Source organism: Methylobacterium oxalidis (genome assembly GCF_007992195.1).
Lineage (GTDB): Bacteria > Pseudomonadota > Alphaproteobacteria > Rhizobiales > Beijerinckiaceae > Methylobacterium > Methylobacterium oxalidis.
This window is the reverse complement of record NZ_BJZU01000074.1, coordinates 1-11,863: the sequence shown is the minus strand read 5'-3', so window position 1 is coordinate 11,863 and position 11,863 is coordinate 1. Positions and strand designations below refer to the sequence as shown.

15 protein-coding genes are annotated in these 11,863 nt (G+C 72.9%); 9 read left to right on the top strand and 6 right to left on the bottom strand.

Going from position 1 to position 11,863, the window contains the following annotated elements; translation table 11 throughout:
• Positions 1-170: 170 nt before the first annotated feature.
• The 3 genes from MOX02_RS18125 (at position 171) to MOX02_RS18115 (ending at position 2,725) form a co-directional block, all read left to right on the top strand.
• Positions 171-1,406: a divergent polysaccharide deacetylase family protein gene (locus MOX02_RS18125; RefSeq protein ID WP_147027201.1), complete on the top strand. Its 1,236-nt coding sequence runs from the start codon at positions 171-173 to the stop codon at positions 1,404-1,406.
• Positions 1,407-1,493: 87 nt separating this feature from the next.
• Positions 1,494-2,051, top strand: coding sequence for an RNA pyrophosphohydrolase (locus tag MOX02_RS18120; RefSeq protein ID WP_147027200.1), 558 nt, complete (start codon positions 1,494-1,496; stop codon positions 2,049-2,051).
• A gap of 29 nt (positions 2,052-2,080) precedes the next feature.
• Positions 2,081-2,725 (top strand): DUF2939 domain-containing protein, encoded by a 645-nt coding sequence (locus MOX02_RS18115; protein WP_147027199.1) that lies wholly within the window; start codon positions 2,081-2,083, stop codon positions 2,723-2,725.
• 34 nt (positions 2,726-2,759) lie between these two features.
• Here the strand turns inward: MOX02_RS18115 and MOX02_RS18110 are convergent, their stop codons facing one another.
• Both MOX02_RS18110 and MOX02_RS18105 read right to left on the bottom strand, forming a co-directional pair.
• Complete coding sequence (locus MOX02_RS18110) at positions 2,760-3,122, bottom strand: photosystem reaction center subunit H (protein WP_147027198.1); 363 nt, start codon at positions 3,120-3,122, stop codon at positions 2,760-2,762.
• 35 nt (positions 3,123-3,157) lie between these two features.
• Positions 3,158-3,586, bottom strand: coding sequence for a response regulator (locus MOX02_RS18105; protein ID WP_147027197.1), 429 nt, complete (start codon positions 3,584-3,586; stop codon positions 3,158-3,160).
• A 206-nt stretch (positions 3,587-3,792) separates the two neighbouring features.
• On the opposite strand from MOX02_RS18105, the gene MOX02_RS18100 reads away from it, so the two are divergent.
• From MOX02_RS18100 to MOX02_RS18085, 4 genes are all read left to right on the top strand, one after another.
• On the top strand, positions 3,793-4,455 hold the full coding sequence (locus MOX02_RS18100) for a YoaK family protein (RefSeq protein WP_147027196.1): 663 nt from the start codon (positions 3,793-3,795) through the stop codon (positions 4,453-4,455).
• A gap of 33 nt (positions 4,456-4,488) precedes the next feature.
• Entirely contained in the window at positions 4,489-5,499 is a 1,011-nt protein-coding gene (locus tag MOX02_RS18095) for a WD40 repeat domain-containing protein (protein ID WP_147027195.1), read from the top strand.
• Positions 5,500-5,569: 70 nt separating this feature from the next.
• Positions 5,570-6,094 (top strand): DUF2937 family protein, encoded by a 525-nt coding sequence (locus MOX02_RS18090; RefSeq protein ID WP_147027194.1) that lies wholly within the window; start codon positions 5,570-5,572, stop codon positions 6,092-6,094.
• 166 nt (positions 6,095-6,260) lie between these two features.
• Positions 6,261-7,508, top strand: a complete 1,248-nt coding sequence (locus MOX02_RS18085) for a peptide ABC transporter permease (RefSeq protein WP_147027193.1) — start codon at positions 6,261-6,263, stop codon at positions 7,506-7,508.
• Between the two features lie 15 nt (positions 7,509-7,523).
• Here the strand turns inward: MOX02_RS18085 and MOX02_RS18080 are convergent, their stop codons facing one another.
• From MOX02_RS18080 to argB, 3 genes are all read right to left on the bottom strand, one after another.
• A complete protein-coding gene (locus MOX02_RS18080; protein WP_147027192.1) occupies positions 7,524-7,937 on the bottom strand; it encodes a metallopeptidase family protein in 414 nt (137 codons plus the stop codon).
• Positions 7,934-8,671: a pyrimidine 5'-nucleotidase gene (locus MOX02_RS18075; RefSeq protein WP_147027191.1), complete on the bottom strand. Its 738-nt coding sequence runs from the start codon at positions 8,669-8,671 to the stop codon at positions 7,934-7,936. The genes MOX02_RS18080 and MOX02_RS18075 overlap by 4 nt, the downstream gene beginning before the upstream one ends.
• Before the next feature lie 135 nt (positions 8,672-8,806).
• Complete coding sequence (gene argB, locus MOX02_RS18070; RefSeq protein ID WP_147027190.1) at positions 8,807-9,700, bottom strand: acetylglutamate kinase; 894 nt, start codon at positions 9,698-9,700, stop codon at positions 8,807-8,809.
• A 486-nt stretch (positions 9,701-10,186) separates the two neighbouring features.
• On the opposite strand from argB, the gene MOX02_RS18065 reads away from it, so the two are divergent.
• Both MOX02_RS18065 and MOX02_RS18060 read left to right on the top strand, forming a co-directional pair.
• A complete protein-coding gene (locus MOX02_RS18065) occupies positions 10,187-10,396 on the top strand; it encodes a hypothetical protein (protein ID WP_147027189.1) in 210 nt (69 codons plus the stop codon).
• A gap of 190 nt (positions 10,397-10,586) precedes the next feature.
• Positions 10,587-10,832, top strand: coding sequence for a hypothetical protein (locus MOX02_RS18060; RefSeq protein WP_147027188.1), 246 nt, complete (start codon positions 10,587-10,589; stop codon positions 10,830-10,832).
• Positions 10,833-10,845: 13 nt separating this feature from the next.
• On the opposite strand, the gene MOX02_RS18055 is transcribed toward MOX02_RS18060, so the two are convergent.
• On the bottom strand, positions 10,846-11,622 hold the full coding sequence (locus tag MOX02_RS18055) for an MOSC domain-containing protein (protein ID WP_147027187.1): 777 nt from the start codon (positions 11,620-11,622) through the stop codon (positions 10,846-10,848).
• Positions 11,623-11,863: the final 241 nt, after the last annotated feature.

The window sequence follows — 11,863 nt, the reverse complement described above, 5'->3', positions numbered from 1 at the left end:
ATCCGGGCGGGGTTTCTCGTCTCTAGCCGCCGATTCGGAGGCGCGGCGCATCCGGCCGCGGTGCGGGCGCACCCCGTTAGCCGAACGTTAACCATGACGGCCCGCAATGGCGGCGGGGGACCGCCTCGCGCGCGTGGGGCCCGTCGCGGCCGCCCCTGCCCGAGGACGCGGTGAGCCTGCCCTCCGACGATATCCTGACCCGGCCCCTCGGGGTGCCCGAGCCGGCCGACGACAGCCTCAAGGGGCGCCTCGCGCGCCTGCGCGCCCGCCTGCGCCCGGCGCACGTCCATGCCGGGCTCGGCGCCGGCGCGCTGGCGGCCGTCGGCCTGCTCTACCTCGCCGGCGATCCGCGCGGCGGCGAGCCCCGGATCGTCGCCCCGATCGCCCTGCGCGAGGTGCCGGCCGAAGCGCAGCGCCCGGCGCCGGCCGAGCCGGTGCGGACGGCGGAGGCGGAGCTGCCGCCCGTCCCCGCGCAGCGCAGCGCCGAGGAGGTCGAGAGCGCCTCCGGCGTCACCGTGTTCCGCCCCTCCGGCACCGCGGCGCCGAGCGAGGCGGTGGTGATCCGCGTGCCGACCGCCGAGGTGAAGCTCGCACCCGCGCCCGATCCGCGCCTTTCGGAGCGCGGCCGCCACGGCACCATGCCGAAGCTCGGGGAGGGGCGGCTGCGCGCCCTCGACGTCTACGCCCGCCCCGAGGAGCCGGGTTCCGGCCCGCGCATCGCCATCCTGCTCACCGGCCTCGGCACCGGCCAGTCCGCCACCGCGAGCGCCATCGTGAAGCTGCCGCCGCAGGTGAGCCTCGCCTTCGCGCCCTACGGCGAGGTCGAGCGCAGCGCCGCCCGCGCCCGCGACTTCGGCCACGAGGTGCTGATCCAGGTGCCGATGGAGCCGTTCGACTATCCCGACAGCGATCCCGGGCCCCAGACCCTGCTCGCCGCCGCAAGGCCCGCCGAGAACGCCGATCGCCTCGCCTGGGCGATGAGCCGGCTGCCGGGCGCCGTCGGCCTGACGAACCTGATGGGCTCGAAGCTGCTCGCCGAGGGCACGGCCCTGGAGCCGGTCCTGCGCGAGGCCGCAGCCCGTGGCCTCGGCTTCGTGGACGACGGCACCGCGCAGCGCTCCCTCGCGCCGAGCCTCGCCGGCAAGGCCAAGGCGCCGGCGGCGCGGGCCGAGATCGTCCTCGACGCCGTGCCGCGGGCCGAGGCGATCGACCGCGAGCTCGCCCGCCTGGAGGCGCAGGCCCGCACGAAGGGCTTCGTGCTCGCCTCCGCCGGAGCCTCGCCGCTGACGATCGAGCGGATCTCCCGCTGGGCCCGGGATCTCGACGCCCGCGGCCTGCGGCTCGTGCCCGTGAGCGCCGCTCTGCGGGGTCCGGCGGCCGGAACCCGCGTCTCGAAGGCCGAATAGCGGCTCGGGCCGCCCAAACAGGGGCCGTCGGGGCGTTGCCGGGACCGGGCCGGCTGCTATGGTCACGCGCCATGACCCGCGAGCCCCATGACGATTGAGAGCCCCGCCGACGCCGCGACCGCCGCGGTCGATCTGCCCTATCGCCCCTGCGTCGGCATCACCCTGGTGAACCGGGACGGGCTGGTCTTCATCGGCCGGCGCCGCAAGGAGGGTGGGCCCGAGCACGTGGCCGGCGACTTCTCCTGGCAGATGCCGCAGGGCGGCGTCGACGAGGGCGAGGACCCGCGGGAGGCGGCGATCCGCGAACTCCACGAGGAGACGAATGTCGGCGCCGGTTCGCTGCGCTTCCTCGCGGAGGTGCCGGACTGGCTGCCCTACGACCTGCCGCCCGACGTGATGAAGCAGGCCTGGAAGGGGCGCTACCGCGGCCAGACCCAGAAGTGGTTCGCCTTCGGCTTCCTCGGCGACGACGCGGAGATCGACGTGCTGCGCCCCGGCGGCGGCCGCTTCCGCTCCGAGTTCGAGGATTGGCGCTGGGCCCCGCTCGACGGGCTCGCCGGGCTGATCATCCCGTTCAAGCGGCCCGTCTACGAGAGCGTGATCAGGGCCTTCTCCGGACTGTCCACATGGCACGCGCGGGGTTGAGCCCGCGCCGCACGGACTGAGGACCGGGGATGCGCTGGTGGTACGTCCCCATCCTCCTGGCCCTGGCCTGGTTCGCCTTCACGCTGACGCCGCTCGTCTCGCTCTACAGCCTCGCCCGCGCCGTCGAGGCCCGCGACGTCGCCTACGTCGACGCCCACGTGAACTTCCGGACGCTCCGGCTCTCGCTGGTGCGCCAGACCACGAGCGCGGCCCGGACGGCGCTGAACGAGAGCGGCGACCTCGACCCGCGCGAGCAGCAGAAGCTCAACGAGGCGGCGGTGGGCCTCGCGCTCGCGCTGGCCGAGACCATGGTGACGGCCAAGACCGTGGTCGATCTCCTCGACGACGGCTGGCCGGAGAGCCTCGAAGTGCCGCGGGGGGCCCAGGCCGGCGCCGCCTCCGGCCTGCGCATCGAGGGGCTCGGGCGGCTCGCCGCCTACTACTTCGCCACGGAGATGCGGGGCTTCCGCACCGTCGTGGTCTCGGTGCCGCCCGACGCGCCGCGCGCCCGCCAGTTCAGGATCCGCCTGCGCCTGAGGGCGTGGTCCTGGCGCCTCGTCGACATCGAGGTGACGGAGGATCTGCGCGCCCAGATGGCGCAGAAGCTCGCCCGGACGCTGGCGCGCATGCGGGCGGGCGAGAAGAGCGAGAGGAAGGAGCCGGCGGCGCAGTAGATCCGCCGGGGCCGAGGTCGCGGGCCGGCCCGCCTCAGCGGGGCTTTCCGGGCTCGGCCGGAGCCTTCGGCTCGCGGGTCTCCTCGACGCTCTCGGCCTTCTCCTCGTCCGTGTCGCCGCCCTGCTCGATCGCCTTCACGGGGTTGGCGGCGAGCGCCTTCACGATCCCGACGAGGCGCTCGCACTCCGCCTCGTACTTGTAGGCGTCGAGCACGATGGCCGCGTCGCGCAGGGTGCGCAGGTCGCGCACCGTCTGCTTGTTGGCGCTCTCGCGCAGCTCGCTCGTCTCGGCGATCCGCTCCTCCAGCCGGATCCCCGTGAGGTCGCAGGCGGCCTCGGCGGGAGCGCCGGCGAGGAGGGGCAGGAGGAGGGCGGAGATGCGGGCGGGGCGTCTCATGGTCGGGCTCCGGCGGGCGGCCGGTCGTCGGCCGCTCAGGCGTGGTGGGGGTTGCTGCGGCGGAGGATGTCCCGCGTCAGGGCGACGAGGTCGCTCGGCCGGTAGGGCTTCGGCACGAAGACCGATTGCGCAACGGCCTCGCCGTGCGAAAGGCTCCCGCGCCCGCCCGAGGTGTAGACGACGGCGAGGTCCGGCCGCTCGCGGCGGGCGTGGCGGGCGAGCGCGATGCCGTTCGTGTTGCGGGCCAAGTCGATATCGGTGAAGAGCAGATCGACGCTCTCGCGCGCCAGGATCGCTTCCGCCTCGAGGGCGTCCGCCGCGGTGAGCACCCGGTAGCCCTCGTCGGAGAGCGCCTCGGCGGCGAGCTCGCAGACGATGGCCTCGTCCTCGACCACGAGGATGGTCTCGAGGGGGCCGTCGAGGAAGGCGGGGACGGAGAAGGCAGCGCAGGCTTGGGGGATCATGACGCAACTCCAACTCACCCGGCGCGGGCCGAACGTCCCGCTGCCGGATCGCGAGACCAACGGAGGCCCCGACCCGGCGTTCGCCGTGTTCCCATCGAATTGCCGAGGTTTGGTGAGCGAAGCTTTAACCCTGCGCGCCCCACCCCCGATGGAGCGCCGGAACTGGTTAACGAGGCGTTACCGGGACCGGGCACGGTGATGATTTCATGAACCGGTCCTGGCAGGTGGCCTACGGGCTCGCGCTCACGGCGACGGCGGGCTACGTCGACGCGCTCGGCTTCATCGAGCTCGGCGGGCTCTACACCTCGTTCATGAGCGGCAACACCACGCAGTTCTCGGTCTCCCTCGGCCGGGGCGAGTGGCGGCAGGCCCTGCTGCCCTGCCTGCTCGTGACGATGTTCTTCGTCGGCAGCGTGCTGGGCAGCGGGCTCGCGCTGGCGGTCCCCGCGCGCTGGGCGACGCCGATCGTGCTCGCCTTCGAGGCGCTGACCGTGCTCGGCGCCCTCTCGCTCGGCCTCGCCACGCCCGACCACGGGCTCGCCTCGCTGTTCATGGCGCTCGCCATGGGCGCGCAGAACGCCGTGCTGGCGCAGGTGCAGGGCTTCCGGGCCGGCACCACCTTCGTCACGGGCGCGTTGTTCAGTTTCGGGCAGAAGGTGGCGCTCGCCCTGACGGGGCGGGGCCCGCGCTACGGCTGGGTCGGGGACGGGGTCGTGTGGCTGGCGCTCCTGTGCGGGGCGCTCGGCGGCACCGTGGCCTACGGCCGCTTCGGCCTGATGGCACTGGTGCTGCCGGCCGGGATCACCACCGGCCTCGCCGTCGTCTCGGCTCTTCTCATCGCGCGCGCGCCGGTGGAAAAGACCGCCTGACCGACCCCGCATCACACGAGGTGACCCCAGACCATGTCCGCGACCGCCGCCCCCTCCCTGACGAGCCACGTCGCGCCGATCGAGGCGGGCGCGCACGTCACCGCCGCCCACTGGCTCAAGGACGCCCTGGCGCTGGCGCTCGGCGACGGCACCGTCGTCCTGCAGCGCGGGGATTCCGGCGAGCGCATCGCCGCGCATCCGGACGGCGCCATCCTGGCGGCGGCGGGCGATGCCGGCCGCCTCGTCACCGGCGGCGACGACGGCCGCGTGGTCGAGATCCGCGGCGACGGTCGCCCGACCGAGGTCGCGGCGGCGGCCAACGGCGCCTGGATCGACGCGCTCGCCGTGCATCCGGACGGCGGCCTCGCCTTCTCGGCGGGGCGCCGGGTGGTGGCGCGGGACGCCAAGGGGCGGGAGCGGACGTTCACGGCCCCCTCCAGCGCCCGCGGCCTCGCCTTCGCGCCGAAGGGCTACCGCCTCGCCGTGGCGCACTACAACGGCGCCAGCCTCTGGTACCCGAACCACGAGACGCCGCCCGAGGTGATCGAGTGGAAGGGCTCGCACATCGACGTGACGTGGTCGCCGGACGGCCGCTTCGTGATCACGACCATGCAGGAGAACGCCCTGCACGGCTGGCGCCTGCAGCCGGACCGCGGCCACATGCGGATGTCGGGCTACCCCGCCAAGGTCCGCTCGACCGCGTGGTCGGCGGACGGGCACTGGCTCGCCACCAGCGGCGCCGAGGCGGCGATCGTCTGGCCCTTCGATTCGAAGGAGGGCCCCACCGGCAAGGCCCCGCGCGAGTGCGGCGTGCGGCCCGCCCGCGTCTCGCGGGTGGCGTTCCACCCGAAGGCGCCGGTGCTGGCCATCGGCTACGAGGACGGGTGCATCCTGCTCGTGCGCTTCACCGACGCCTCGGAGCTGCTCGTGCGGCCCGCGGCGAAGGGCAGCGCCGTCTCGGCGCTCGCCTGGGACGGGCGGGGCGGGCGCCTCGCCTTCGGCTGCGCCGACGGGCAGGCCGGCCTCCTCACCCTGCCGGGCTGAGGCGCGCGGCTGGAACCCGCGGCCACCCCGTGCTCTTCTCTCACCGACACGCTTTCAGGGGGGTGGATTCGTGTTCCGTGTCTTCCGCACGCTCGGCCTCGCCCTCGGGCTCCTCGGCGGCACCGTCGCGGCGCAGGGGCCGGAATTCGCGCAGCAATACGCGCAGCGCCTCGGCGGGGCGGTGGACGAGCTGCGCCGCAGCGTCGAGACCTTCGAGTCGGACGCGCGCGCCACGGGCAACAGCCGCGAGGGGGCGGTCGACCGCCTGCGCACCAATCCGGACAGCCTCGTCGCCCGCCGCGGCGAGGCGGCGCGGGCCGACATCCAGCGCCTCGCCGCGCTCACCGCGCAGCAGCAGGCGCTCCGCGAGGCCACGAGCCCGCTCGGCCGCCTCGCCGCATTGATCCGCGACCCCGACATGGCGGTGGCGCGCGCCACCTACGAGGAGTACCGGCCGGCCGTGCCGACGACGGCGGACGGGATCGTGGCGGGGCTGATCGGCTTTCTCGCGGCTTGGGGCGGCTGGCGCGTCCTGTCCGATCTCGGCCGGCGCGGCCTCAGGCGGCGCCCGCGGCCGGAGACCTCGACGGCCTGATCCGCCCGGTCCGTTCCCAACCTGCACCCTCGCACTGCACAGGCGGGCGCGCCTGTGCCAGTATGTGTTGCCCAGGGTCTACAGCCGCTCGGTTTCGGCTGCTCTAGGAGAGAACGGCACGCCGGACGGAGGCCCCCGCGCCGGCTCACGGTCTGCCAGTCGCATCATGTCGCGCGCGTCCCACTCCACCGTCGATCCCGCGCTCGATGCGGCGGCGCTGCTGCGCCGCGTCGGCTTCTTCGGCCTGTTCGTGATCATCCCGGTCGTCGCGCAGGTCGGCCGCCGCGCCACCGTGGTGCTGGCGCCGATCGCCATCGTGCTGCTGATCCTGGCGAGCGCGCTCGACGGGCGCCAGCGCCCGCTGCGGCCGGCGCTGACGGCGCTCGTGCGCTCGCCCGCCTTCCTGGCGGGCGGCCTCGTGCTCCTGTGGGCGGCGCTCTCGCTCGCCTGGACGCCCTTCCTCAACTCGGGCGCCGAGCGCGTCCTCAACCTCCTCGCGACGATCCTGCTGACGCTCGCCGGCTACCTCGCCCTGCCGGACCGGATGCGCTCCGCCAACCTCTACCTGCTGCCCCTCGGCGTCACCGCGGGCGGCATCGTGGCGGTGATGATCGGACTGTTCGGCGACGCCCTGGTGCGCAGCGGCGCGGAGGACGACCAGATCCTCGACCGCGGCCTGATCATGCTGGCGCTCCTCGTCTGGCCGGCGGTCGCGTGGCTGCGCTCGCGCCACCGCGACCGCGAGGCCCTGGTCACCGCCCTGATCGTGGCCGCCGCCATCGCCGCCTCGCCGAAGGCCACGCAGATCATCGCGCTCGCCGTCGGCGCCGCCACCTTCCTGCTCACCACCGTGAGCCCGCGCATCGGCGTCGCGCTGACGGCCGCCGTGACCGCGGCGCTGCTCGCGCTCGCCCCGCTGATCCCGTTCGTCGGCCGGCCGCTCGGCGCGACCCTGTTCGGCTCGGGCAATCCGGGCGTGCTCTCGCTGAAGGCGTGGCAGAAGGTGGTGACCTCGGAGCCGGTGCGCCTGTTCACCGGCCACGGCTTCGAGACGGCCCTGCGCGGGCGGGCCTACAACCTGCTGCCGCACAACGCGCCGAGCACGATGCTGTTCGAGTTCTGGTACGAGCTCGGCATCGTCGGGGCCTTCGCGGCGGCCTACGGCCTCTACGTCTCGATCCACCGGATCGGGCGCGACGCCCCGGCGCTGGCGCCCGGCGCCATGGCGGCCATCGCCACCGCCTACACGATCGCCTGCATCGGCATCGGGCTCGCGGTGATGTGGTGGTTCACGACGCTGACCGTGACGATCTTGGTGTTCGTCTCGATCCAGCGCGGCCAGTTCCGCTCGCGCCGGCCGAAGATCAGCCTGCTCCGCCGCATCCGCGAGGAGCGCGAGGTCGAGGCCCCTTAGGCCGCCTGTCGGCGGCTAGGCCGCCGCGTCGGCGGCCGCCTCGATCGCCTCCATGTCGTCGTCCGACAGGCCTAAATGGTGGCCGATCTCGTGAACGAGGACGTGGGTGACGAGGTGGCCGAGCGTCTCGTCGTGCTCGGCCCAGTAGTCGAGGAGCGGCCGGCGGTAGAGCCAGACCATGTTGGGCATCTGCCCGGTGGCGACCTCGCCCGACTGGGCGAGCCCGACGCCGCGGAACAGGCCCAGCAGGTCGAACTCGGTCTCGCACTGCATCTCGGTCATCGTCTCCTCGTCGGGGAAGTCGTCGACGAGGATCTGGACGCCGGCGCTCAGGCGCCGGAACGCCTCCGGCAGGCGCTCGTAGGCGGCGAAGGCGAGTTCCTCGATCTCGGCGAGCGTCGGCGCCTTCGCGTCGGTGAGCGCGCTCACGCGGCCCGCCCCGCCTCGGGCAGCACCTGCTGCGAGAGGAAGCCCGCGAGGTCGTTCGTGATGTAGTCGATGTGCGGCTCCTTGACCGCCTCCTGCTCGAAGCGCTCGCGGAACGGGTCGAGGACCGGGGGCACCACCAGCACGGTCGCCATGCCGAGGTCGTGCGGCACCACGAGGTTGCGGGCGATGTCCTCGAACAGGGCCGAGCGGTCCGGATCGACGCCGTGGCGCGCGAGGAAGCGCTCGTAGGTGGTGCGCTCGGGCTTCGGCACGAAGTCGGCCGCCGCGATGTCGAACACGTCCTCGAAATGGTCGAGGATGCCGAGCTTGGCCGCGACGTTCTCGGCGTGCCGGCGCGAGCCGTTGGTGAGGATCAGCTTGCGGCCGGGCAGGCGCTCGATGGCCTCGCCGAGCGCCGGGTCGAGCTTGATCGTCGAGTGGTCGATGTCGTGGGCGAAGTCGAGGAAGTCGTGCGGCTCGACGCCGTCCTCGATCATCAGCGCCTTCAGGGTGGTGCCGTAGCGGTGATAGAAGTGCTTCTGGAGGGCGCGGGCGGAGAGCCCGTCGAGCCCGTAGAGGCGCATGACGTAGAGCGTGATGCGCTCGTCCACCTGCGGCCAGACCCGCGCGTCGCTCGGGTAGAGCGTGTTGTCGAGGTCGAACACCCAGGTGTCGACGCGATCGAAGCGTCGGGCGTCGCCGGTGGTGAAGTGGCTGGGGGCCGGAGAGTACAAGGGTCGGTGCGCTCAGCTTGGGACGCCGGGAGGCGTCGGCCGGGCTCCTTAAGATGGACGCCTTGGCCGCAAAAGGAAAGCGCCCGGGCCGATCCGGGCGCGCCGCTTCGGCGCGCGCCCGGATCGGCGCCACGGTCAGTTCCGGCGGATCAGGGTGCCGGCGCCGTAATCGGTGAACAGCTCCAGCAGCACCGCGTGGTTCACCTTGCCGTCGAGGATGACCACCGCCTCGACGCCCTGGTCGATCGCGTAGATGCAGGTCTCGACCTTGGGGATCATGCCCCCCGTGATGGTGCCGTCCGCGATGAGGCGGCGGCAATCCTCCACCGTCAGCTCGGGGATCAGGTTCTTGTCCTTGTCGAGGACGCCCGGCACGTCGGTGAGGAGAAGCAGGCGCTTGGCCCGCAGCGCCCCGGCGATGGCGCCCGAGAAGGTGTCGGCGTTGACGTTGTAGGTCTGGCCGTCCGCGCCGTAGGCGACCGGGGCGAGGACGGGGATCAGCTCGGCCTTCAGGACCGCGTCGAGGACGCCGCGCTCGACGTGCTCGGGCTCGCCGACGAGGCCGAGGTCGAGCGCCTTCTCCTCCTGGCTCTCCGGGTCCTTCACGGTGCGCATCGCCCGCTTGGCGCGGACCATGTTGCCGTCCTTGCCGCACAGGCCGATGGCGCGCCCGCCCTCGGCGGAGATCCAGCCGACGATCTGCTTGTTGATGGAGCCGGCGAGCACCATCTCGACCACCTCGACGGTGGCCTCGTCGGTGACGCGCAGGCCGCCGCGGAACTCGGACTCGATGCCGAGCCGCTCCAGCATCCGGCCGATCTGCGGGCCGCCACCGTGCACCACGACCGGCTTCAGGCCGGACTGCTCCAGGAGCACCACGTCCTCGGCGAAATCCTCCGCCGCCGCCCGGTCGCCCATGGCGTGGCCGCCGTACTTGATGACCACGATCTCCTGATCGTAGCGCTGCATGTGCGGCAGGGCCTGGGCCAGGACTTCGGCGCGCACGTGCACGTTCGGCAGGTCGGTCATCGTAGCCTCTGTGAACCGGGGAGAGGGACTCCGGACGCGGGCGGGCTTCTACAGGACGCGGAACGCCCTGCGAAGCCTGCGGCGCGAAAAATGCCGCATCCTGCGCCCGAGCCGTGCGGGCGAGGCGGCCCCGACGCGGGCGCGCCCGGAACGAGGGCCGAGGCTGAGCCCGCGCTCCGGCGGAAGGGGGAGCGGAGAAGGCCGAGGCTCCGAGGATGCGTCCCGGACCGGTCTCGCCGCGCTCTGGAACGGGGTTGTCGGCGGATGCGGCGCGGAGCCGGCGGCCCGACACGGCGAGCCCGACGGGGCGTGCCCGACACGGCATGCTTGTAATTCCTTCGATGAATACAATTGTCTTTCCCGGATTAGTCTCGATTGACCACCAAGAGTTGAATTGATGTGCGCACCATGCGGGCTTTTCAATCCTCAACCGTTTGTTAACCATGTCGGCGAATTCTACAGGAGCCGAACAGGACCAGTTCCCCGATGCTCAACGCCGACCCGCTGCTCGCCCGCCCGACCCTGACGAACCCGACGCTCCTCTCCACCACGCTCGAGGGCATCCGCCTCAAGGCCGCCGACGCCGCCGAGGTCTGGCACCTGCTCACGCAGAATTTCACGGTCGATCTCGACACGGTCGCCGCCCTGATCCCCGCCGAGGAGATGGAGCCGGCCTGGCTCACCGCCCGCGGCTGAGATCCGCGCGGGAAACAACGGGGCCTGTCTCCCGCAGGCCGCACAACCTGTCGTCGCCGCCGGACGGGCACCCTGCGTGCCTCGCCGGGCAGCGGACTGAGTGAGGAAACGCCGAGGCAACAATCACGCGGCGGCTCGGACGCCAGAGCACCACCGCGGACCTTCTCGAACCACGATCAAGGGGTCCGTCATGCCTGAACTGCTCTCCGTCGCGCTCGTCTGCGCCGGCACCCTGCTGGCCAGGGATTGCTCCCGCGCGACCGCCCTCGACGTCATCGTCGCCCCCGTCCGCACCCCGGTGGAGTGCGTGATGCACGGCCAGACCACCGCCGCGGCGGCGGGTCTGCCGGGCGGCGACGGGCGCTACCTGAAGATCACCTGCGAGCGGCGCCACCCCGGCGCCGAGCCTCTGCGCACGGCGGACCGGGCCCCCTGAGGCGAGAGCCGCCTCAGGCGATCCGGCTCAGCGCGTCGCCGACCCGCAGGGTGCCGCCGGCCAGAACCTCGGCGTAGACGCCGCAATCGCGGTGGCCGAGGTGACGGTCGAGCGTCCAGGGGATCTCGAGGTCGCGCGCGCCGGTGGCCGGATCGACGTTCGTGGCCGCGCAGCGCTCCGTCCGCTTCGTCACCTTGAGGCGCAGTCCGTCCGGACCTTCGAGGACGGCGCCGACGAGGTCGAGCTCGGCCCACGCCTCCAGCCCCTCGACGAGCAGGTTGCCGCGGAAGCGCAGCGGGTCCACGGGTTTGCCCAGCATCGCCTCGACGGCGCGCACGCTGGCGAGGTTGATGAGCGAGACGAAGCCGGTGCGAGAATCGGTGAACCGGTACTGCTCGGGCGCGGCGAGCACCCGCGGCTCGCCGCGCAGGCTGCCCGGCATGAAGTCCCGCAGGAAGGCTTCGAGGCGCGCCCGGCCCTCCGGCGTGCCGAGATCGGCCGAGAACGTCTCGCCCCCGCCCGCCACGTGCAGGGTCGCGGTGGCGTCGTCGTAGCGGGTGCGGAGCTGCGCCAGCGCCTCGTCGCGCATCAGCATCAGGTACTTGACCTTCGGCAGGTGGCGCGGCGCCACCGCGTTGAACCCCGAAGGGCCGTTCTCGATCGCGTAGAGGCGGTCGCCGGGGAAATAGCCGCTCGTCTCGAGCCGGGCCGCGTCGAGCGGTTCCGGACTGAGCCCCTTCACCGGGTAGCGGTGCAGGGCGGAGAGGTGGAGGGTCTGAGGCTGAGCCATGTCCCGAGCGTGACCCTGAAATTCCGTCGTGCGCAAGCCCCGTCCGGGCCCTTGTGGTGCCGATATGCAACACCACATCCCGGATACCGGCGGCCCAGACGCGCCGGGGTCCTCTGCGGCACGCGCCGGGGGACGTCGTTTCGGCGAGGCCGTGCCGCGTGGCGGGCGGCGGATCGCCGGTACGGGGAGGTGCAGACACGTGAATTTCGACAAGTACACCGAGCGCGCCCGCGGCTTCGTC

Excerpts from the sequence above, each read along its gene's own strand:
- MOX02_RS18055 (WP_147027187.1), bottom strand. The coding sequence starts at position 11,622 with ATGGCTCAGCCTCAGACCCTCCACCTCTCCGCCCTGCACCGCTACCCG.
- MOX02_RS18105 (WP_147027197.1), bottom strand. The coding sequence starts at position 3,586 with ATGATCCCCCAAGCCTGCGCTGCCTTCTCCGTCCCCGCCTTCCTCGAC.
- MOX02_RS18085 (WP_147027193.1), top strand. The coding sequence starts at position 6,261 with ATGTCGCGCGCGTCCCACTCCACCGTCGATCCCGCGCTCGATGCGGCG.
- MOX02_RS18095 (WP_147027195.1), top strand. The coding sequence starts at position 4,489 with ATGTCCGCGACCGCCGCCCCCTCCCTGACGAGCCACGTCGCGCCGATC.
- MOX02_RS18065 (WP_147027189.1), top strand. The coding sequence starts at position 10,187 with ATGCTCAACGCCGACCCGCTGCTCGCCCGCCCGACCCTGACGAACCCG.
- MOX02_RS18100 (WP_147027196.1), top strand. The coding sequence starts at position 3,793 with ATGAACCGGTCCTGGCAGGTGGCCTACGGGCTCGCGCTCACGGCGACG.
- MOX02_RS18110 (WP_147027198.1), bottom strand. The coding sequence starts at position 3,122 with ATGAGACGCCCCGCCCGCATCTCCGCCCTCCTCCTGCCCCTCCTCGCC.
- MOX02_RS18120 (WP_147027200.1), top strand. The coding sequence starts at position 1,494 with ATGACGATTGAGAGCCCCGCCGACGCCGCGACCGCCGCGGTCGATCTG.
- MOX02_RS18060 (WP_147027188.1), top strand. The coding sequence starts at position 10,587 with ATGCCTGAACTGCTCTCCGTCGCGCTCGTCTGCGCCGGCACCCTGCTG.
- MOX02_RS18115 (WP_147027199.1), top strand. The coding sequence starts at position 2,081 with ATGCGCTGGTGGTACGTCCCCATCCTCCTGGCCCTGGCCTGGTTCGCC.
- argB (WP_147027190.1), bottom strand. The coding sequence starts at position 9,700 with ATGACCGACCTGCCGAACGTGCACGTGCGCGCCGAAGTCCTGGCCCAG.